General features: G+C 72.8%; 18 protein-coding genes and 2 tRNA genes. 13 read left to right on the top strand and 7 right to left on the bottom strand.

Annotated elements, in window-relative coordinates:
- Positions 1 to 45: 45 nt before the first annotated feature.
- Complete coding sequence (locus JOE38_RS12850) at positions 46 to 750, bottom strand: hypothetical protein (protein ID WP_204576640.1); 705 nt, start codon at positions 748 to 750, stop codon at positions 46 to 48.
- Positions 751 to 988: 238 nt separating this feature from the next.
- Here JOE38_RS12850 and JOE38_RS12855 point away from each other — a divergent pair, with 238 nt between their 5' ends.
- Positions 989 to 1,711, top strand: a complete 723-nt coding sequence (locus JOE38_RS12855; protein ID WP_204576641.1) for a helix-turn-helix domain-containing protein — start codon at positions 989 to 991, stop codon at positions 1,709 to 1,711.
- An 81-nt stretch (positions 1,712 to 1,792) separates the two neighbouring features.
- On the opposite strand, the gene JOE38_RS12860 is transcribed toward JOE38_RS12855, so the two are convergent.
- From JOE38_RS12860 to JOE38_RS12870, 3 genes are all read right to left on the bottom strand, one after another.
- Positions 1,793 to 3,967, bottom strand: a complete 2,175-nt coding sequence (locus JOE38_RS12860) for a phosphocholine-specific phospholipase C (RefSeq protein ID WP_204576642.1) — start codon at positions 3,965 to 3,967, stop codon at positions 1,793 to 1,795.
- Between the two features lie 283 nt (positions 3,968 to 4,250).
- A complete protein-coding gene (locus JOE38_RS12865) occupies positions 4,251 to 4,883 on the bottom strand; it encodes an alpha-ketoglutarate-dependent dioxygenase AlkB (protein ID WP_204576643.1) in 633 nt (210 codons plus the stop codon).
- A 64-nt stretch (positions 4,884 to 4,947) separates the two neighbouring features.
- Complete coding sequence (locus tag JOE38_RS12870) at positions 4,948 to 5,628, bottom strand: Pr6Pr family membrane protein (protein ID WP_204576644.1); 681 nt, start codon at positions 5,626 to 5,628, stop codon at positions 4,948 to 4,950.
- 78 nt (positions 5,629 to 5,706) lie between these two features.
- Between JOE38_RS12870 and JOE38_RS12875 the strand changes: the two genes are divergently transcribed.
- A complete protein-coding gene (locus JOE38_RS12875) occupies positions 5,707 to 6,756 on the top strand; it encodes a lipoate--protein ligase family protein (RefSeq protein ID WP_204576645.1) in 1,050 nt (349 codons plus the stop codon).
- 257 nt (positions 6,757 to 7,013) lie between these two features.
- Here the strand turns inward: JOE38_RS12875 and JOE38_RS12880 are convergent, their stop codons facing one another.
- Positions 7,014 to 7,298, bottom strand: coding sequence for a GNAT family N-acetyltransferase (locus JOE38_RS12880; RefSeq protein ID WP_011931728.1), 285 nt, complete (start codon positions 7,296 to 7,298; stop codon positions 7,014 to 7,016).
- A gap of 106 nt (positions 7,299 to 7,404) precedes the next feature.
- Here JOE38_RS12880 and JOE38_RS16055 point away from each other — a divergent pair, with 106 nt between their 5' ends.
- A complete protein-coding gene (locus JOE38_RS16055; protein WP_204576646.1) occupies positions 7,405 to 8,301 on the top strand; it encodes an amidase domain-containing protein in 897 nt (298 codons plus the stop codon).
- Here the strand turns inward: JOE38_RS16055 and JOE38_RS12890 are convergent.
- Together JOE38_RS12890 and pgm are read right to left on the bottom strand one after the other, a co-directional pair.
- Positions 8,298 to 8,795, bottom strand: a complete 498-nt coding sequence (locus tag JOE38_RS12890) for a ribosomal maturation YjgA family protein (RefSeq protein WP_204576647.1) — start codon at positions 8,793 to 8,795, stop codon at positions 8,298 to 8,300. The genes JOE38_RS16055 and JOE38_RS12890 overlap by 4 nt on opposite strands.
- A 63-nt stretch (positions 8,796 to 8,858) precedes the next feature.
- Positions 8,859 to 10,499: a phosphoglucomutase (alpha-D-glucose-1,6-bisphosphate-dependent) gene (pgm, locus tag JOE38_RS12895; RefSeq protein WP_204576648.1), complete on the bottom strand. Its 1,641-nt coding sequence runs from the start codon at positions 10,497 to 10,499 to the stop codon at positions 8,859 to 8,861.
- Between the two features lie 49 nt (positions 10,500 to 10,548).
- Between pgm and pheA the strand changes: the two genes are divergently transcribed.
- From pheA to JOE38_RS12945, 10 genes are all read left to right on the top strand, one after another.
- A complete protein-coding gene (pheA, locus tag JOE38_RS12900) occupies positions 10,549 to 11,505 on the top strand; it encodes a prephenate dehydratase (protein ID WP_204576649.1) in 957 nt (318 codons plus the stop codon).
- Between the two features lie 61 nt (positions 11,506 to 11,566).
- A complete protein-coding gene (gene serS, locus JOE38_RS12905) occupies positions 11,567 to 12,847 on the top strand; it encodes a serine--tRNA ligase (protein ID WP_204576650.1) in 1,281 nt (426 codons plus the stop codon).
- Positions 12,844 to 13,665 (top strand): HAD family hydrolase, encoded by an 822-nt coding sequence (locus JOE38_RS12910; RefSeq protein ID WP_204576651.1) that lies wholly within the window; start codon positions 12,844 to 12,846, stop codon positions 13,663 to 13,665. Before serS ends, JOE38_RS12910 begins: the two co-directional genes overlap by 4 nt.
- Positions 13,666 to 13,836: 171 nt before the next feature.
- A tRNA-Ser gene (locus JOE38_RS12915) sits at positions 13,837 to 13,921 on the top strand.
- A gap of 16 nt (positions 13,922 to 13,937) precedes the next feature.
- Positions 13,938 to 15,197 carry an LCP family protein gene (locus JOE38_RS12920; protein WP_204576652.1) on the top strand — a complete coding sequence of 420 codons (1,260 nt, stop codon included), beginning with the start codon at positions 13,938 to 13,940 and terminating at the stop codon, positions 15,195 to 15,197.
- A gap of 418 nt (positions 15,198 to 15,615) precedes the next feature.
- A tRNA-Ser gene (locus tag JOE38_RS12925) sits at positions 15,616 to 15,707 on the top strand.
- Between the two features lie 70 nt (positions 15,708 to 15,777).
- Positions 15,778 to 16,323: a hypothetical protein gene (locus JOE38_RS12930; RefSeq protein WP_307838879.1), complete on the top strand. Its 546-nt coding sequence runs from the start codon at positions 15,778 to 15,780 to the stop codon at positions 16,321 to 16,323.
- Between the two features lie 63 nt (positions 16,324 to 16,386).
- Positions 16,387 to 17,457 (top strand): LacI family DNA-binding transcriptional regulator, encoded by a 1,071-nt coding sequence (locus JOE38_RS12935; protein ID WP_204576653.1) that lies wholly within the window; start codon positions 16,387 to 16,389, stop codon positions 17,455 to 17,457.
- A gap of 171 nt (positions 17,458 to 17,628) precedes the next feature.
- The gene (locus JOE38_RS12940; protein ID WP_204576654.1) at positions 17,629 to 18,327 is read left to right on the top strand and encodes a ThuA domain-containing protein; all 699 of its coding nucleotides are present in this window, start codon (positions 17,629 to 17,631) and stop codon (positions 18,325 to 18,327) included.
- A gap of 17 nt (positions 18,328 to 18,344) precedes the next feature.
- A complete protein-coding gene (locus JOE38_RS12945; protein ID WP_204577219.1) occupies positions 18,345 to 19,421 on the top strand; it encodes a Gfo/Idh/MocA family protein in 1,077 nt (358 codons plus the stop codon).
- Positions 19,422 to 19,452 lie beyond the last annotated feature (31 nt).

The raw sequence follows: 19,452 nt of genomic DNA on the forward strand, positions 1-19,452 counted from the left end.
TCCAGCCCGCCGCCCCGCGTCCCGGTCAGGAGACCGGGGAGAGCGTCATCCGCCGCAGTGCGACTTCCACACCTTCGGGAAGTCGAAGTAGTAGCCCTGGCCGCAGCTGGTGCTCTTCATGTACTCGCCGAGCCCCGTGATGAGCACGCCGAGCGCGACGCAGGAGAGCTTCGACAGGTCGAGCGTGATGCAGACCGTGCCGAGGTACGCCGCGAGGCCCACCGCGATGATCGTCTTCACGATGCCACCGGCGATGTGCCACTCGTGGTTGCTCCAGAACCACTTGGACTCGGTGACGCCGCGGGCGTCGCCCTTCTCGATGACCTGCGCCTTCGTGACGGGCCGCCCATCCGGGGAGGAGAGGGTCTGCTGGATCGCCGCGTCCTCCACCGCGTGGGCGTGCGACGGCGCGGTGTCCTGGATCTCCGCGCGGATCTCGGCGGCGACCTGCGCGTGGCTCTCGCCCTTCGCGGCCCACGCCTCGATGCGCTGGCCGCCGACGACCACGCCTTCGGTCGCGACGGTGGCGAGCTGATCGACGGTGATCTTGCCGCTCTTGACGTCGTGCTCGAACGTGCCGTTGAGGAGGGAGGACGCCACGACCGACTGCTCGAGGTGGGCGGGGGCGGCCTGGGCGGCGTCGCCGGCGCCCATGCCGAAGAGGACGACCGCGGTGGCGGTCGCGGCGGCGGCGAGCAGGCGGACGGACCGGCGGGAGTGGATCGGGGCTGCGGGTGATGCGAGGGACATGACTGACCTTCCGTATCGAGGGGCGACCATCGCCCCGCGAGCACGCTAGGGACGCGATCCCCGCGCTCCGGTGTCGATCGGCTATTTCCCGGTGAACGGCTCATGTCCGTCAGACGCTCGTCTGACGAGTGCTCGGACGCCACCGGTGTCGCTCCCTCCGTTCACCCCGCGGTCGGCCTCCTGTCGACCCGGGCGGGTACCATCCCTCGACCCCCGACGGGCGGCGGACAGGAGCGACATGAACCAGCGGCAGGCGGCGGTGTCCCGGGCGCGGCGCGAGATCGTCGAGGCGGCGGGCGCTCAGTTCGCGGCCCACGGCTACGAGGGCACGTCGTTCTCGCGGGTGGCCGAGGCGATGGGCAAGCCCAAGTCCGCCATCGGGTACCACCTCTTCTCGTCCAAGGAGCGCCTCGCGGGGGCGGTCGTCGAGGACCAGGAGGACCGCTGGCTGCGCATCGAGGCCGCGCTCGACCAGCCGGGCGCGCTGCCCGAGCTCGTCGTCTTCCTGCTCACCGCCGCGCGCACGGTCGAGGTCTGCCCCGTCGCCGCCGGCGCGATCCGCCTGCTCCAGGACATGCCGCGCCTCGGCATCGCCGTCGAGCGCCGCTTCGACGTGTGGCGGTTCGCCCGGCAGCACCTGGAGGCGGAGCTCGCCGTCCAGGGGGTCCGCGTCGCCGACCTCGATGCCGTCGTCGACGTCCTGCTCAGCTCGACCTTCGGCGTGCTCTCCTACCGGTCGCCGAGCGCGCCCGCGGGGGATCAGGTGGAGCGGCTGCGCAGCCTCTGGATCCCGCTGCTCACCCACCTGGGTCTCGCCGACGCCGACGCCGTCGTGCGCGCCGCCGAGCCGCTCGACCTGGCGCTCGTGGAGGAGGGTCGCCCGGACGCCTCCGAGGCGCACCTCGGGACGGGGCGCGGCGGCGCGGACGCCGCCGCGGATCAAGATCGCGCCCGCGCCTGACGCGCCCCGCGCCCCCGCGCGCACGACGACGCCGGCCGGCCCCGCGCGGGACCGGCCGGCGTCGTCGTGCGACGTGCGGCGCTACTCCACGCGACCCGCGTACCGGTACCGGAAGCCGGCACCGTCGGTGACCACCACGTCGTAGTAGCCCCACTCGTCCACCGGCCAGTTCACCGTCGTGCTTCGTCCGGGCTTCACGGTCTCGTGGCGCTCGCGCGTGATGAAGTCGTTGGCCGTCAGCGTGTAGTGCACCGAGGGCGTCCCGTCGTTCGCGAGCGTGAGGCGCAGCACGGGCTTGCCGCCCGGGATCGTCTGGGCCGAGACGCGGGGCACGGGCACGTCGGCCTTCCCCGCCGCGACGACGGTTCCGGCGAAGCGGCGCAGGAACCGGTCGGGCCCGTAGACGCTGAAGTCGTACGCGCCGGCGTGCGCCCGGCTGTCCCACGTGTACGACGCCGTCCCGCGCGCGGCGACGGTGAAGGGCGTCGACGCGAAAGGCAGCGCGATGTTCGGGAACACCTGGTGCGAGACGCCCTGCCGGCCGCCGTTGCGCATCGTCAGCGTGACCCGGCCGGTCGCCCGGTCCACCGCCACGTCCGCGTCCTGCCGGTAGGGGAGCGGGCGGTGGCGCATGGTGCCGTCCTCCTGCTCGGGCATCCGCTGCGCGCCCACCGCGGGCTCCTGCACCGGGGGCTTCGCCATGTCGGCGTCGGCGGCCGCCACGAGCGCCTGGGTCGCGCTCATCGGCAGCACCTCCCGGGCGGACGGGATCGAGAAGTCCGGGTGGGCGAAGTCGAAGCACGAGGTGAGGTCGCCGGAGATTGTGCGCCGCCAGTCGGAGATGTTCGGCTCGTGCACGCCCGTCCAGGTCTCGAGGAAGCGGATCACCGAGGTGTGGTCGAACACCTGCGAGTCGACCCAGCCGCCGCGGCTCCACGGCGACACCACCGTGAGCGGCACGCGCGTGCCGTAGCCGACGGGCAGGCCGTCGACGTACTCGTCGGGCGTGCCCGGCTCCGCGAGCGGCGGCAGCTGGTGGTCGAAGTAGCCGTCGTTCTCGTCGTAGTTGATGAGGAGCACCGTGCTCGCCCAGGTGTCGGGGTTGCTCATGAGCGCCTGGATCACGGCGTTCGTGTAGTGCGCGCCGTAGTCGGGGCTGGCCTTCGGGTGCTCGCTCCAGCCGTACGGCGCGACGACGTAGGACACCTGCGGCAGCGTGTTCGCGGCGGCGTCCTTCCCGAACTCCTCCAGCAGGTGCGTGACGTCGAGGCCCTTGCCGGAGTCCGGCTTCCACCCGTCGTGCAGGCCGCCGTCGAGCGCGAGCTGGCGCGTCGCGGGATCCTCCGACGCGAGCGCCTCGTGGTACTGGTGGAACAGCCACAGCGGGTTGTCGCCGTAGTCGCCCACGTAGGGGTGCGTGCCCTCGTCGCCGACCTCGTCGTTCGCGTACGTCTTCCACGTGATCCCGGCCTGCCGGAGCCGCTCGGGGTACGTCGTCCAGCCGAAGACGGGGGCGTAGTCGTCGGGGTTGTCGATGGCGGGGCCGCCGGCCTTCCCGCGTGGATCGATCGTGCCGGTCCACTGGAAGAGCCGGTTCGGGGTCGTCGGGCCGATGAGCGAGCAGTGGTAGTGGTCCGCGATCGTGAACGCGGAGGCGAGGGCGTGGTGGAAGGGCAGGTCGTCCTTCGTGAAGTAGCCCATGGTCTGCTCGCTCTTGGCGACCACCCAGTTGTCCCACGCGCCCTTGTTCCAGGCCTGGTGACCGCCCTTCCAGGAGTGGTCGAGTCCGCCGGCGCCCTGCGCGTTGAAGCGGGACGAGTCGAGCGGGAAGGGCAGCATGCGCCCGCCGTCGGGACGGCTCGCGTCGGGCTGCGCGAACACGGTGCCGCCGCCGGGGAGCTCGACGGCCTGCTTGTCGCCGAAGCCGCGGACGCCCGGCAGCGTGCCGAAGTAGTGGTCGAACGAGCGGTTCTCCTGCATGAGGATCACCACGTGCTCGACGTCCTTGATGGAGCGCGTGAGGTTCCGGCGGGCGGCGGCCGCGGCGGTGGCGCTCGCGGTGCCGGTGCCGGCGGCGGATCCCGCGGCGACGCCGGCCATGATCGCGGCGGCGCCGCCGAGCAGGACGGTGCGACGGCTGACGCCCGGGCGGATAGCGGTGCGGTAGGGGCGGGAGGGGTCGAGCGGGGGTGCGGCGTCGACGCCGGCCGCGAGGTCGACGTCCGGGGCGTGCTCTTCGGGCTTGGAGGTGCTCACGGTGACGGTCCTTCTTCCTGGATCGTGCCGGGACCCGTGGGCGGGGGATCCCACGGTGCGGCGACGCGGAGGGCGCGCGGAGCCGCGGGGTTCCGCGGCGACGCGTGCTCGGCTCGACGCGGGGGATCCCGGCGGGTCGCGCCCGGGAGCGTCGATGCCAGGCGAGATCCTCCCCGCCCGAGGGGAACAGCGGGTCGCCCGGAGCGACATCCGGCGGAATGCCTCCTGAACAGCGGGATCGTTCCCATCGCCGCCGCCCGTCCCCGATCGAGGAGGCGATGGCTCAGGCGGGCCAGACCGGCCGGAACTGGATGCTGATGCGCGGCCCGACCGCCTTCGCCGTCTTGAGGATGGCGTGCTCGTGCGTGCGCTGCGCGCTGCCGCCCATCACCACGAGGTCGCCGTGCCCGAGGGGGAACCTCCGCACCTCGCCGCCGCCCTTCGGCCGGAGCGACAGCGTGCGCGCGGCGCCGACCGAGACGATGGCGACCATGGTGTCGCGGTCGATGGCGCGCCCGACGCGGTCGCCGTGCCACGCGACGCTGTCGTCGCCCGTGCGGTAGAAGCACAGCCCCGCCGTCTCGAGCACCTGCCCGGGCGGGCGGCCGTAGTGGTCATTGAGCGCGTCGCGCGCCGCGACGAGCACGGGCGCCGGGAGGGTCGCGCGCGGCCCGAACCACGACAGGAGCCGCGGCACCTCGACGGTGCGGCCGTGCATGAGCCGCGTGTCCGCCGTCCACTCCACGTCCTCCACGAGTCGCTCGAACAGCGCGTCCGAGTCGCTGACCCAGCCGGGCCGGATGTCGAGCCATGCGCCCTGCCCCAGATCGAGCCGCTCGACCTCCGACCCGAGCGCGCCGAGGCCGGGCTCCGCCTGGAGGTCGTCGAAGAGGGAGGCCTGGAATGCGATGCTCATGGCGCGAGCATAGCCCGGATGTTCGAACGCATGTTCGAATGCCGAGGCGCGGTGGAGAGCCCGATCAGGCCTCCGCGGTGCGCGACGCGCGGCGGCCGGCCCGCGTCAGCAGCAGCGTCAGCCCGCAGATCAGCGCGGCGATGATGACGACCCACACCGCGACCGTCGCGTACCCGCCGCCGCCCGTCGCGGGATCCAGGAACGGGTACGGGTAGTAGGTCGCCGCTCCCGTGACCTCGTTGCCCGTGACCGGCCCGCGCGCGAGCGTGACCGCGACCCAGACGAGCGGGAAGACCACGACCCGGCCCACCGCGCCGTAGCCGAGCGCCCGGCGGTCGGGGGCGAGCAGCCAGTCGGCGAGGACGAGCAGCGGCACGGCCACGTGCAGCACCTCGTTCGACCACGGGAGGTTGCCGCCGGGGATCGTCGGCAGGCCGCGCAGGAGCAGGTTGTAGACGATGCCGGTGGTGACCATGTACGTGGTGGCCGCCAGCCGGAGCGTCGTCCAGCCGCGCCCGGGGGCGGGCGCCCGACGCAGCAGCCGCACGGCGCCCGCGCCCATGACCACGGCCGCCAGCAGGTTCGACTCGATCGTGAAGTACATGAGGAAGTCGACCGTCTTGCCCCAGATCCCCTCCACCCCGATGCTCCGCCAGTAGGTGGAGCTGACGACGTACTGGCTGACGACCGCGACCAGCACGGCGGCGGCGGTGACGAGGCGGACGACCGCCCAGGTGATGCGCATGCCCCACCGTCCCACACCGGCCGGGCCGCGACGATCCGCGAACCGTCCGCGGTCGGCGGCGCGGCCTAGGCTGGGCGGATGCATGGTGAGTACAAGGTCCCCGGCGGCAAGCTCGTCGTGGTCGACCTGGACGTGACCGACGGGCGCATCTCCGGCTTCCGCCTGGCGGGCGACTTCTTCCTCGAGCCCGACGACGCGCTCGAGGCCATCGACGGCGCGGTCAACGGCCTCCCCGAGGACAGCGACGCCAACGCCATCGCCGCCGCGATCCGCCGTGCGCTCCCGCCGGAGGCCACGCTCCTCGGCTTCTCGCCCGAGGCGGTCGCCGTCGCGATCCGCCGCTCCCTCGCGCGCGCCACGAACTGGGGCGACTACGAGTGGGAGGTCATCCACGACCGCGCCTACCGGCCCGTCGAGCAGATGGCCCTCGACCAGGTGCTCGCCGAGGAGGTCGGCGCCGGTCGCCGCAACCCGACGCTCCGCATCTGGGAGTGGGAGCAGCCGGCCGTCGTCATCGGCAGCTTCCAGTCGCTCCGCAACGAGGTCGACGCCGAGCAGGCCGCCGCCCACGGGTTCGACGTCGTGCGCCGCGTCTCGGGCGGCGGCGCCATGTACATGGAGGCGGGCGCCGTCATCACGTACTCGATCTACGCCCCCGTCGACCTCGTGCAGGGCATGACGTTCGCGGACTCCTACGCCTACCTCGACGAGTGGGTCATCACCGCGCTCCGCTCGCTCGGCATCGACGCGTCGTACCAGCCGCTCAACGACATCACGAGCCCCAGCGGCAAGATCGGCGGGGCCGCGCAGAAGCGGCTCGGCGCCGGCGCCGTGCTGCACCACGTCACCATGAGCTACGACATGGACGGCGAGAAGATGGTGCAGGTGCTCCGCATCGGCCGCGAGAAGATCAGCGACAAGGGCATCACGAGCGCCGCCAAGCGCGTGGATCCGCTCCGCAGCCAGACGGGCATGAGCCGCGCCGACATCATCGACCGGATGAAGGCCACCTTCACGGGCCTCTACGGCGGCAAGCCGGGGCAGGTCACGCCCGAGGAGTGGGCGAAGACGCGCCAGCTGGTGGACGACAAGTTCTCGACGCCGGAGTGGCTCACGCGCGTCCCCTGATCGGGGGACTGTCCGCCTGGCGAAGTGCCGCTGTCCGCTCCGTGTCGGTGCTGTCCGGAGGGCGACTCCCGCAGCTCGCTCCCTGATCCGCGCGCCTAGAGTCACCACGTCGTCCTTCCGGCCCCACGGGGCCGAGCGGCGACGCGGTCCGATCGAACCTCCTCAGGAGGCTGCGCTCGCGACCGCGGGCGACGGGGAGACCCGTCGGGGGGAGCGGACTCGCGAGGCGCATGCGTGCGCCTCGCGAGCGCACCGGCTCAGCCCCGCTCGAGCAGCTCCCGGTAGTCGGGGTGCTCGTCGATCCACTCCGCGACGAACGGGCACGCGGCCACGACCGTGCGGGATCCGCCGCGCACGTCGTCGAGCGCCGCCCGCACCAGCTCGCCGCCGAGGCCGCCGCGCCGCTTCGCGGGGTCGACCTCCGTGTGGGTGAAGACGATGCGGTCGCCCTGGATCAGGTAGTCCGCGAAGCCCGCGCGCTCGCCGTCGAGCCACAGCGTGTAGCGCGAGCCGTCGGGGTCGTGGGTCACGTCGACGCTCATCCCGCCACACTAGGCGCGGTGTCGCGCTGAGTCGATCCGCAGGGGCCGGGGTTACCCTGAGGGGGTCCGGCATCCCGGGCGCGCCCCCTACCTACGAAGGCAGCACGTGATCGCCGACATCCGCCGCCGCAGCATCCTCGCCGCCGCGCTCGCGGTCCCCGTGACCGCCGTCCTCGCCGCATGCACCCGCCAGGAGCCCGCGCCTCGCGCGACCCTCGGCGGCGGAGCCGACGGCCAGCCCGCCGCGTCCGGATCCTCGCCCGCCGTCTCCGCGGTCGAGCCCGCGACCCTCTCGGTGTCGGGCGGCCAGACCGTCACGCTCACGGGCGCCGGCCTGTCCGGCGCGACCGCGGTCATGTTCGCGGGCACCGCGGGCACCGACCTGCAGGTCGCCGGCGACGGATCCGTCACGGTCGTGGCGCCCCGCTCCACCGACTACGAGGACCGCTCCGCCGACATCCAGGTCATGGCCGGCGATGCCCCGCTCACCGCGGCGACCGCCGCCTACGCCGCCCAGACGCCGGTCGACAAGCAGCTCCAGTACGCGCTCGCCCACTGGGACGCCTACAACCTCCAGGAGTACGGGAACTTCAACCCGTCCGGCGGCGACTGCGTCAACTTCGTCAGCCAGACCCTCATCCAGCGCGGCTGGCAGATGACCACGGAGTGGCACAACCGCGGCGGCGGATCCGACTGGACCTACGCGTGGATCCACGTGCCCACGTTCGACAAGTGGCTCACGGCGAACGCGTCCACGCTCGGCGTGAAGCGCCTCGAGCTCGCCGACCGCGACCAGCTGAAGGTCGGCGACATCGTCATCTTCGACTGGAACCGCAACTCCTCGCCCGACCACACGCAGATCGTCTCGGCCATCGAGCCGAAGGACGGCGGCAACGTCGTGAAGATGGTCGGCCACAACCTCGACAACGACTACCGCGACCTCGACGCGACCATCACCACGGAGCACCCCGGCGCCGAGGTGCACTTCTGGAGCGTCTCCTAGCCCACGTCGCCGATGCCCCGGCCGACCCGCAGCAGCCGGTCGACGAGGAGCACGAGCAGCACGCCGGCCGCGTAGGCCGCGAGGTCCACGGGGTCGAACCCGGTGCCGATCAGCAGGCGGCACAGCGGCGCGTGCAGGGCCCAGATCGCGGGCCAGCCGGTGATCTGCAGCAGCTCGATCCCCGTGCACCACACGAGCACGGCGGCCCCGTGGACGACCGAGTCGATCCGCGGCATCACGGCGATGAGCGCGAGGTGGATGGCGGCGGCGTAGAACACGTCCGGCCACAGCCCGCGGCCGTCGCTGTGCGTGACGACCATGCCCGCGATGACCACGGCGAGGAGCGCCCCGAGCGACACGATCCGGCGGCGCGCATGGCCGTCGGGGAGCCGGACGGCCCGGTCGACGATCGGCGCGGCGCTCGCGGGACCGTCGGCGGGGTGCATCGACGGCTCGTCCCAGACGAACGCGTCCACATCCCCGGAATGGCGCATGCCCCAAGCCTAAGCACCGCGGATGCGAACGCGCACAGGGCGGCGTCGCGTCCGCGGCGCGCGCTACGCGTCGAGCGCCGCGTCGACGATCCGCTTGGCCTCCGCCTGCACGGCGTGCAGGTGGTCGAGCCCCACGAACGACTCGGCGTAGATCTTGTAGACGTCCTCGGTGCCGCTCGGGCGGGCCGCGAACCACGCGTTCGCGGTGACGACCTTGACGCCGCCGACGGCCGCGCCGTTGCCGGGCGCGGTGCTGAGCTTGGCGGTGATCGGGTCGCCCGCGACCTCGGTGGCCTGGATGGCGTCGCCGTCGAGCTTGCCGAGCGTGGCCTTCTGCGCCTTGGACGCGGCCGCGTCCACGCGCTCGTACACCGGGTCGCCGAAGCGCTCGGTGAGCTCGCGGTAGAGGACGCTCGGCGTCTTGCCCGTGACCGCGAGGATCTCCGACGCGAGCAGCGCCAGCAGGATCCCGTCCTTGTCCGTGGTCCACACCGTGCCGTCCATGCGGAGGAAGCTCGCGCCGGCGGACTCCTCGCCGCCGAAGCCCACGGATCCGTCGATGAGGCCGGGGACGAACCACTTGAAGCCCACCGGCACCTCCCAGAGGCGGCGGCCGAGCGACCCGGCGACCCGGTCGATCACGCTGGAGGACACCAGCGTCTTGCCGATCGCGGCGTCCGCACGCCACTGCGGGCGGTGCGCGTAGAGGTAGTCGATCGCGACGGCGAGGTAGTGGTTCGGGTTCATGAGCCCGGCGTCCGGGGTGACGATGCCGTGGCGGTCGGCGTCGGCGTCGTTGCCCGTGAGGATGTCGAAGTCGTCCTTGCGCGCGAGCACGCTCGCCATCGCGGAGGAGGAGGACGGGTCCATGCGGATCTTGCCGTCCCAGTCGAGCGTCATGAACGACCAGGCGGGGTCCACCTCGGGGTTCACGACCTCGAGGTCGAGGCCGTAGCGCTCGCCGATCGCGGCCCAGTACTCGACGGACGCGCCGCCGAGCGGATCCGCGCCGATGCGCACGCCCGCCTCCTTGATCGCCTCCATGTCGATGATGGAGCCGAGGTCGTCCACGTAGTGGCCGAGGAAGTCGTAGCCCTCGACCTGCGCGCGCGCGTCCTCGAGGCCCACGCGCTTCACGTCGACGAGGCCGCCCGCGATGATCGCGTTGGCGCGCGACGCGATCCAGCCGGTGGCGTCGGAGTCGGCCGGGCCGCCGTGCGGCGGGTTGTACTTGAAGCCGCCGTCGGCGGGCGGGTTGTGGCTGGGGGTCACGACGATGCCGTCGGCCACGTCGTCGTCGCCGTGCTCGTCGTCGCGGTTCCAGCGGAGGATCGCGTGCGAGAGGGCGGGCGTGGGGCACCAGGAGTCGCGGGAGTCGGCGAGCACGCGCACGCCGTTGGCGACGAGCACCTCGAGCGCGGTGTCCTCGGCGGGCTTCGACAGCCCGTGGGTGTCGCGGCCGATGAAGAGGGGACCGGTGATGCCCTGCTCGGCGCGGTACTCCACGATCGCCTGCGTGATCGCGAGGATGTGGTCCTCGTTGAACGCCGTCTTCAGCGAGCTGCCGCGGTGGCCGCTCGTGCCGAACGCCACCTTCTGCTCCGGGTCGTCCACGTCGGGGTGGAGGTCGTGGTACGCCCGGATCAGCTCGTCGATGTCGATCAGGTCGGACGGGAGGGCGGCGGTGCCTGCGCGGTCATGCATGGATCCATCCTGGCACCGGGACCGGCCGATTCCCATCTAGGGTGCAGGCATGGCCGAGACCCCGCGACCCGACGAGACCTACAGCTACCTCGGGCCGTCGGGCACCTTCACGGAGGCCGCGCTCAAGCAGGTGGAGGCGGCCCGCGGTCGCACGTGGCGCGCGGTCAACAACGCCTCGGAGGCCCTCGCCGACGTCGTCGCCGGCACGTCGGTCGCCGCCATGATCGCCATCGAGAACTCGGTCGAGGGCGGGGTCACGGCCACGCAGGACGCGCTGGCGAACATCCCCGGGCTCCGGATCCTCAGCGAGCACCTCGTGCCCGTGACCTTCGACCTCGTGGTGCGGCCGGGCACGGCGCTCGCCGACGTGCGCACCGTGGCCGCGCATCCGGTCGCCTACGGCCAGTGCCGCCGCTTCCTCGAGCGCGAGCTGCCCACGCACGGGCACGTGCCCGCGTCCTCGAACGTCGCCGCGGCCCTGTCGCTGCTGGACGACGGCATCGCGGACGCCGCCATCGCGCCGCCGCAGATCACCGAGAGCCAGCCGCTCGAGGCGGTGACCCGCGGCATCGGCGACAACCCGAACGCCGTGACGCGCTTCGTCCTCGTCGGCCGGGCCACCGCGCTGCCCGCGCGCACCGGCGCCGACAAGACGAGCCTCATCGTGGAGCTGCCCGACGACCGGGCCGGATCCCTGCTCGACCTCCTCGAGCAGTTCGCGACCCGCGGGGTGAACCTCACGCTCATCCAGTCGCGCCCCATCGGCGACGAGCTCGGCCGCTACCGGTTCGTCATCGACGCCGAGGGGCACGTGCACGACGAGCGCGTGGCCGACGCGCTGCTCGGGATCCGCCGCTTCAGCCCGCGCGTCACCTTCCTCGGCTCCTACCCGCGGGCCGACGGCACGCCCAGCACCTACCGCGCCCGGTACGAGGACGACGTGTTCCTCGAGGCGCGCGACTGGCTGCGCGGCATCGTCTCGGCGGAGCCGGGCGCGGGCGCCTGACGCGTCGCCGCCCCGTCACGACCGCCCGGACACGCCGGACCCGCTTCGTTAGAGTGACGGGGTGATCGATCCGCAGACCCTCCGCGACCATCCCGACCTCGTCATCGCCTCGCAGGAGCTGCGCGGCGCGTCCGTGGAGGTGGTCGACCAGGCGGTCGCCGCGGACTCCGAGCGCCGCCGGGCGGTCACCGAGTTCGAGGGCCTCCGCGCCGAGCAGAACGCGCACGGCAAGCTCGTCGCGAAGGCCGACAAGGCCGATAAGCCGCGCCTCATCGCCGAGGTGCAGGAGCTGAAGGCCCGCGTGACCGCCGCCCAGGAGCGCGCGCAGGAGGCCGAGGCGGCGCTCGACGAGGCCATGCGCCGGATCCCGAACATCGTCATGGACGGCGTCCCCGCGGGCGGCGAGGACGACTGGGCGCTCGTGCGCGAGGTCGGCGGGAAGCCGTCGTTCGACTTCGAGCCCCGCGACCACCTGGAGATCGGCGAGATCCTCGACGCCATCGACATGGGCCGCGGCGCCAAGGTGTCCGGCGCCCGGTTCCACTTCCTCAAGGGCATCGGCGCCCGGCTCGAGATCGCGCTGATGAACTTCGGCCTCGCCCGCGCGCTCGAGGCCGGCCTCGTGCCGCTCATCACGCCCACGCTCGTGAAGCCCGAGATCATGGCCGGCACCGGCTTCCTCGGCGCGCACGCCGACGAGGTCTACCACCTGGACGACGACGACCTCTACCTCACGGGCACGAGCGAGGTGGCCCTCGCCGGGTACCACGCCGACGAGATCCTCGACCTGGCCGCGGGCCCCGTCCGCTACGCCGGCTGGTCGACCTGCTACCGCAAGGAGGCGGGCTCCTACGGCAAGGACACCCGCGGCATCATCCGCGTGCACCAGTTCCAGAAGCTCGAGATGTTCTCCTACGTCGACCCGGCCGACGCCGAGGCGGAGCACGAGCGCCTGCTCGCCATGCAGGAGCGCATGATGCAGGACCTCGGCCTCTCCTACCGCGTCATCGACACGGCAGCAGGCGACCTCGGATCCAGCGCCGCCCGCAAGTACGACGTCGAGGCGTGGATCCCCACGCAGGGGGCCTACCGCGAGCTCACCTCCACCTCGAACTGCACCACGTTCCAGGCCCGCCGCCTCGGCACGCGCTTCCGCGGCGAGGACGGCCGCACCTCGCCCGTCGCCACGCTCAACGGCACGCTCGCGACCACGCGCTGGATCGTCGCGATCCTCGAGACCCACCAGCAGGCCGACGGCTCGGTGCGCGTGCCCGAGGCGCTGCGTCCGTACCTCGGCGGCCTCGAGAAGCTGGAGCCGGCCACGGCGAAGGCCGCCCGATGACCCCGCGGGTGCCCGACGCCGACCGCCTCCTCATCGCCCTCGACATCGACGGCACCCTCCTCGGGGAGGACGGCTCGCTCGACGAGTCGGTCATCCGCGAGGTGCGGCGGATGGAGGAGATCGGCCACCTGGTCATGCCCTCCACCGGCCGCTCGGTCGCCGACACCCTGCCGATCGTCGACCGCCTGGGCATCCACCCGCGCTACATGGTGTGCTCGAACGGCGCGATCGTGCTCGAGCGCGACGCGGACGCCCCCACCGGCTACACCCGCCGCTTCGTCGAGACCTTCGACCCCGCCGACGTGCTCCAGCGGATCCGCCCCCACCTCGCGAGCGGCCGCTACGCCGTCGAGGACGAGCACGGCGTGTACCTCTACGCCGGCGGCGACTTCCCGGACGGCGTGCTCGAGGCGAACGGCCGCCAGGTCGAGTTCGAGGAGCTGCTGCACGTGCCCGCGACGCGCGTCGTCGTCATCTCGCCCGGCCACGACATGGAGGACTTCCAGGACGTCGTCGAGCGCATGGGCCTCCATCGCGTCAGCTACTCGATCGGCTGGACCGCGTGGCTCGACATCGCGCCCGACGGCGTGAACAAGGCCACCGCGATGGAGCGCGTGCGCGAGCTGCACGGGATCGCCCGCACGCACGTCATCGCCATGGGCGACGGGCGCAACGACATCGAGATGCTCGAGTGGGCCGGCGAGCACGGTCGTGGCATCGCGATGGGCCAGGCGCCGGCCGAGGTCATCGCCGTCGCCACCGAGGTCACGGGCCCCATCACCGAGAACGGCGCGGCGGCGGTCCTCGCCCGTCTCTGAGGTCCGGCGGCGGCCGATTCCCCGGCTGGGGAGGATTCAGCCGCCTCTGATCCTCGGCGTGCGAGAGTGGCGCATCCCGCGCGGTCACCCGGCCGCACCACCGCGGGCCGACCGGCCACCGGTAGGATCCTCTTCGATCGCACGTCGCCCGCCACGCGGGAGCGCGCATCGGGAGGGCTGTCCGAGCGGCCGATGGAGCCAGTCTTGAAAACTGGTGGGCAGAGATGTCTCGTGGGTTCGAATCCCACGCCCTCCGCCCGGAGAGGATCCGCATGAGCGACGCGCCCCTGCGCCCCCGGCGGACCGCGAAGGTCCCCGTCATCGCCCGCCACGGCCGGCTGGGACGCCCGAGCGCGGTGCGCACCCTCGTCAAGGGCGTCGCCATGGGCGTCGCGGTCCTGCTCGTCAGCGGTCTCTCCGTCGGCACGATCGCGCTCTGGGACCTGAACAGGTCCGTCCAGGCGAACACCGTCGACATCAGCGACGGCACCGAGCAGACCACCGTCGGCGTCGGCGCGCTCGACGGCGGCTTCAACGTGCTCCTCGCGGGATCCGACACGCGCCAGGGCCAGGGCGACGGCTACGGCAAGACCGACGGCGCCCTCAACGACGTGAACATGGTGCTGCACGTCTCCGCCGACCACTCGCAGGCCACGGTCGTCAGCCTCCCGCGCGACATGGTGGTGCCCATCCCCGCGTGCGCGCGCAGCGACGGATCCGGCACCGCGCCCGCGATGTCCGCCGCGCCGCTCAACACGGCGCTCTCCGACGGCGGGCTGCCGTGCGTCGCGAAGACGGTCGCGCAGTTCACCGGCCTCGACATCCCCTACGCGGCGCTCATCGAGTTCAACGGCGTCATCGAGATGTCCAACGCGGTCGGCGGGGTTCCCGTCTGCCTCGCGAGCCCCCTCAAGGACAAGCGCACCGACCTCGACCTCCCCGCGGGCGTGACCCCCCTGCAGGGCAAGCAGGCGCTCCAGTTCCTCCGCACGCGCCACGCGGTCGGCGACGGCAGCGACCTGGCGCGCATCAGCAACCAGCAGGTGTTCCTCTCGGCCCTCGTCCGCACGATGAAGCAGTCGAGCACGCTCTCGGACCCCACGCGCGTCTACGGCCTCGCCAAGGCGGCGGTGGACAACATGCAGCGCTCCACCTCGCTCGACTACCAGACGATGGCGTCCATGGCGCTGGCGCTCAAGGACATCCCGCTCGACCAGGTGCACTTCCTGCAGTACCCGGGCACCACTGCGGGCACCGGCGTCTACGCCGGCAAGGTCCAGCCGCTGAAGACGGACGGCGACCAGCTCATGGAGCTGCTCAAGACGGATCAGCCGTTCGAGGTCAAGGCGGGCAACACGGGTCTCGGGGCGGTCGCGGAGCAGCCTGACGCGTCGACCCCGGCTCCGTCGGCGAGCGCTCCCGCCGCGGGCGACGGATCCCAGCCGGCCGCCTCGGCGCCCACGGTGCTGCCCGAGGCCGTCACGGGCACGGACGCGGGGACGGTGACCTGCTCGAAGGCCTTCAAGGGGTGAGCCCCGTGTCGAGGGCGGCCGGGACGGCCGCGCGCCCGAGGAGGGCGACGGGGCCCCGCCGCACACCCTATGCAGCAGGGACCCGTCTATCTCGTTCAGCTTTCGACCCGAATCCTCCGCCGGACGAGAATCCACGTTCTCGCCCACGGGGGGCTCGCGACGTCGTCGCGTGCGTGAGGGTGAGCGGTGCCGGTTCGGGGGATCCGGGACCGCGGCCACGTGGGCGAGCGGGACATCTCTGGGCTGACACATCGACACGCGGGGGGTAAGCCGGTCGGGTCCGGCACACGCGTCGTCACAGACATTACGTGTCCGTCGAATGGGGGACAACCGCGCCGCACCCCCCGTTCGGGCCGGCGGCCCGGTGGGCGGGGATGTGACCAGGCCGCCGCGTCCGGTACAGTGGACGGGTACGTCTGGAGACGTCGCATAGTTCGGCCTAGTGCACCACCCTGCTAAGGTGGAGTACCCGTATGGGTACCGTGGGTTCAAATCCCACCGTCTCCGCCATCTCCGCTTGCTCCGTCCCGCACCCACGTGCTCGCGCGTCGAGCTCGTCGCGGACCGATACGCTCCTCGGGTGGACCGTCAGATGCTCGACCAGCTGTCGACGGGCCGTTCTCGGCGCGACGTGCAGGCCATCCGCGACGCGCTCTCCGCGCTGTCGCCCGGAGACGCCGTCCGCGTCGTCATACGCTCGCCCCGGTACGGGCTGTACGCCGTCGACGGCGCGGTGCGGACCGGCGCCAACGGCCAGATGTCCGTCGCGGACACCTCGCTCAGCGCCGCGGGCGAGATCCAGGGCATCTCTGTGAGCCACGAGGACGAGAGCGCGACCCGGCCGGAGCTGCCCTCGTCGACGGCGGGCCTCGCGCACGGCGCCGCGGTCCGGGTGACGTTCGACGAGCCCGCCTACGGCCCGTTCCACGTCACGGGTCCGCTCACCGCGGGGGACGACGCGTTCCTGCTCGTCGGCAGCTGGATCGTGGTCGACGGCGACCGGTTCGCCCCGCGCGTCGTCGGCGTCGAGGTCGCCGGCGACCTCGACGTGCATCCCGCCAACGTCCCGCCGACGCGGCCGTCGGCCGAGGACCCGGCGGTACCGGTGCCCGGGCTCACCGCCTAGCGCTGCGCGGGCCCGGACGGGTCGGGGCGTCGTCGCGGCGCCACCCGGCCTAGCATCGCGATCATGAGCGACACGTTTCCCGACGCAGCACGGGCGCCCGACCCCGAGCACGGCGCAGGCACCACCCTCGGCCTCATCGCGCGCGAGGCGAACGTGTCGATCGGCACGGTCAGCAAGGTCCTCAACGGACGCAAGGGCATCTCGCCCGCGACCCGCGCCCGCGTCGAGGAGCTGATGGAGCTGCACGGCTACAGCAGGCGCGGGGCCGAGCGGCCGCACGGCGCGCTCATCGAGATCGTGCTGGAGGTCGTCGACACGGGCTTCTCGGTCGACCTGCTGCGCGGCGTCTCCGCGGTCGCGCGCGAGCGCGCGCTGAGCGTCATCGTCACCGAGCACGGGCGCGACACCGCCCTCGACGGCGACTGGATGGCGGGCGTGATGCAGCGCCGGCCGATGGGCCTCGTGCTCGTCTTCTCCGACCTCGCGCCCGCGCAGAAGCGGCAGCTGCGGAGCCGCGGCATCCCGTTCGTGGTGGTGGATCCCGCGGGGTCGCCGGCCGCGGACGTGCCGGCCGTCGGATCCACCAACTGGGAGGGCGGTCACGCCGCGGGGGAGCACCTGCTGGGGCTCGGCCACGTGCGCATCGGCGCGATCAGCGGGCCGACGGACCGCCTCTACTCGCGGGCGCGGATGTCGGGCTTCCGCTGCGCGCTCGAGGCGGCCGGGCCCGTGGTGTCGCTCGTCGAGGCGGAGGGCGACTTCGGCCGTGCCGCCGGGTTCCGGGCGGGCGGCGAGCTGCTCGACGGCGCGGAGCGGCCCACGGCGATCTTCGCCGGCAACGACGAGCAGGCGGTCGGGCTCTACGAGGCGGCGCGCGAGCGGGGGATCCGCATCCCCGACGACCTCTCCGTCCTCGGCTACGACGACCTCCCGTTCGCCCGCATCGTCTCGCCCGCGCTGAGCACCGTCCGGCAGCCCGTGCGGGAGATGGCGGAGGCCGCGGCGCGCATGGTGCTCCGGATCCGCGAGGGCCGGAGCGACGAGCCCACCCGGCTCGACCTCGCCACCGCGCTGGTGGTCCGCGCCAGCACGGCGGCGCCCGCTCCGGCGGACGCGGTGTCGCCGCCCGAGTGAAACGTTTCGGATCGCCCGCGGCCTCCTTGCCCCGCCTGACCGCGGGTGCGTAGCGTTCGAGGGGCGCCCGGCAGCCGACCGGCCGCGCCCGACGAAGGAGTCGCCCGTGTCGCAGATCCCCCGCACGCCCGCCCGTCCGCATCGCGGTCGCCCGACCGGGACGGCCCTCGCGTGAGCGCCGCCCGGAAGGCGCTCGTCGTCCGCGGGGGCTGGGACGGCCACATGCCCGTGGAGACCACGGGCCTGTTCATCCCGTTCCTCGAGCAGAACGGCTTCGAGGTGCGCGTCGAGGAGGGATCGGCCGTCTACGCCGACGTCGACGCGATGGCCGAGACCGACCTCATCGTCCAGGCCAACACCATGACGACCATCGAGCCCGAGGAGATGGCCGGCCTGTACGCCGCCGTCGTCGCGGGGACCGGGATGGCCGGCTGGCACGGCGGCATCGCGGACTCGTACCGGAACACGGCCGACTACCTGCACATGATCGGCGGCCAGTTCGCCCACCACGCGGGCAAGGACCCGGCCGAGCGCACGGGCGAGCAGTCGGACAACTACATCCCGTACACGGTCGAGATGACCGAGCTCGGGCGCACGCACGAGATCACGCAGGGGATCGCCGACTTCGACCTCGTGACCGAGCAGTACTGGGTCCTGAGCGACGAGTACAACGACGTGCTCGCGACCACGACGCAGACCGTGCGGCCGTGGGATCCGTGGCACCGCCCGGTCACCGCGCCCGCCATCTGGACCCGCCAGTGGGGCGAGGGCCGCATCTTCGTCTCCGCCCCCGGCCACCGCATCGAGGTCGTCGAGGACCCGAACGTCCGCACCATCATCGAGAGGGGCCTCCTGTGGGCAGCACGCTGAAGCACGACGACGACGCGATGACCCTCGGGATCATCGGCGTCGGCAAGATCAGCGAGCAGTACTTCGCCGCGTTCGAGAGCCTGCCGGGCGTGCGGCTCGTGGCGGTCGCCGACCTCGACCTCGACCGCGCGCGCACGGTCGCCGAGGCGCAGGGCGTGGACGCGCTGAGCGTCGACGACCTCATCGCCGACCCGCGCATCGACAGCGTGCTCAACCTCACCATCCCCGCCGCGCACGCCGAGGTCGACCTCCGCGTGCTCGAGGCCGGGAAGCACGTGTACGGCGAGAAGCCGCTCGCGCTGAGTCCCGCAGAGGCCGAGCCGATCCTGCGGCTCGCCGAGGAGAAGGGGCTGCGCGTCGGATCCGCGCCGGACACCGTCCTCGGCACCGGCATCCAGACGGCCCGCGCCGTGCTCGACGCCGGGACGATCGGGAAGCCCGTCGCCGCGAACGCGTTCTGGGGCGCTCCCGGGCATGAGCTCTGGCACCCCGCCCCGGCGTTCTACTACCAGCCGGGGGCCGGCCCGATGTTCGACATGGGGCCGTACTACCTCACGGCCCTCGTGACGCTGCTCGGCCCGATCACGCGCGTGCAGGGCGCGTCGCTGCGGTCCGACCGCGTGCGCTCCGCCGCATCCGACCCCGAGTCGCGCGAGATCCCCGTCACCGTCGACACGCACGTGAGCGCCGTGCTCACGCACGAGTCGGGCGCGGTCTCCACCGTCACGATGAGCTTCGACATCTGGGCCACGCGGATCCCGAACATCGAGGTGTACGGCACCGCCGGGACGTTGTCGGTTCCGGACCCGAACCACTTCTCCGGGCCCGTGCAGGTCGCCACGTCCGCCGACCGCGAGTGGACGGACGTCGAGCCGAGCGCCGGCTTCGTCGACGCCGGCCGCGGCTGCGGCCTCGCGGAGATGGCCGACGCGATCCGCCGGGGCGTGCCGCACCGCGCGTCCGGGGAGCTCGCGTTCCACGTGCTCGAGGTCATGGACGCGATCCTCGACCCCGCCGCGACGGGCGAGATCCGCAGCACCGTGGGGCGGCCCGAGGCCGTTCCGCTGGGGCAACCGGGGCGCTCCGGGGACTGAGCGGACCTCGTCCGCGAACAGGTAGTGGGCA

The organism is Clavibacter michiganensis, from assembly GCF_016907085.1.
GTDB classification, from domain to species: Bacteria; Actinomycetota; Actinomycetes; order Actinomycetales; family Microbacteriaceae; genus Clavibacter; species Clavibacter michiganensis_O.

Excerpts from the sequence above, each read along its gene's own strand:
- JOE38_RS12850 (WP_204576640.1), bottom strand. The coding sequence starts at position 750 with ATGTCCCTCGCATCACCCGCAGCCCCGATCCACTCCCGCCGGTCCGTC.
- JOE38_RS12855 (WP_204576641.1), top strand. The coding sequence starts at position 989 with ATGAACCAGCGGCAGGCGGCGGTGTCCCGGGCGCGGCGCGAGATCGTC.
- JOE38_RS12865 (WP_204576643.1), bottom strand. The coding sequence starts at position 4,883 with ATGAGCATCGCATTCCAGGCCTCCCTCTTCGACGACCTCCAGGCGGAG.
- JOE38_RS12870 (WP_204576644.1), bottom strand. The coding sequence starts at position 5,628 with ATGCGCATCACCTGGGCGGTCGTCCGCCTCGTCACCGCCGCCGCCGTG.
- JOE38_RS12875 (WP_204576645.1), top strand. The coding sequence starts at position 5,707 with ATGCATGGTGAGTACAAGGTCCCCGGCGGCAAGCTCGTCGTGGTCGAC.
- JOE38_RS12880 (WP_011931728.1), bottom strand. The coding sequence starts at position 7,298 with ATGAGCGTCGACGTGACCCACGACCCCGACGGCTCGCGCTACACGCTG.
- JOE38_RS12890 (WP_204576647.1), bottom strand. The coding sequence starts at position 8,795 with ATGCGCCATTCCGGGGATGTGGACGCGTTCGTCTGGGACGAGCCGTCG.
- pgm (WP_204576648.1), bottom strand. The coding sequence starts at position 10,499 with ATGCATGACCGCGCAGGCACCGCCGCCCTCCCGTCCGACCTGATCGAC.
- pheA (WP_204576649.1), top strand. The coding sequence starts at position 10,549 with ATGGCCGAGACCCCGCGACCCGACGAGACCTACAGCTACCTCGGGCCG.
- JOE38_RS12910 (WP_204576651.1), top strand. The coding sequence starts at position 12,844 with ATGACCCCGCGGGTGCCCGACGCCGACCGCCTCCTCATCGCCCTCGAC.
- JOE38_RS12920 (WP_204576652.1), top strand. The coding sequence starts at position 13,938 with ATGAGCGACGCGCCCCTGCGCCCCCGGCGGACCGCGAAGGTCCCCGTC.
- JOE38_RS12935 (WP_204576653.1), top strand. The coding sequence starts at position 16,387 with ATGAGCGACACGTTTCCCGACGCAGCACGGGCGCCCGACCCCGAGCAC.
- JOE38_RS12945 (WP_204577219.1), top strand. The coding sequence starts at position 18,345 with ATGACCCTCGGGATCATCGGCGTCGGCAAGATCAGCGAGCAGTACTTC.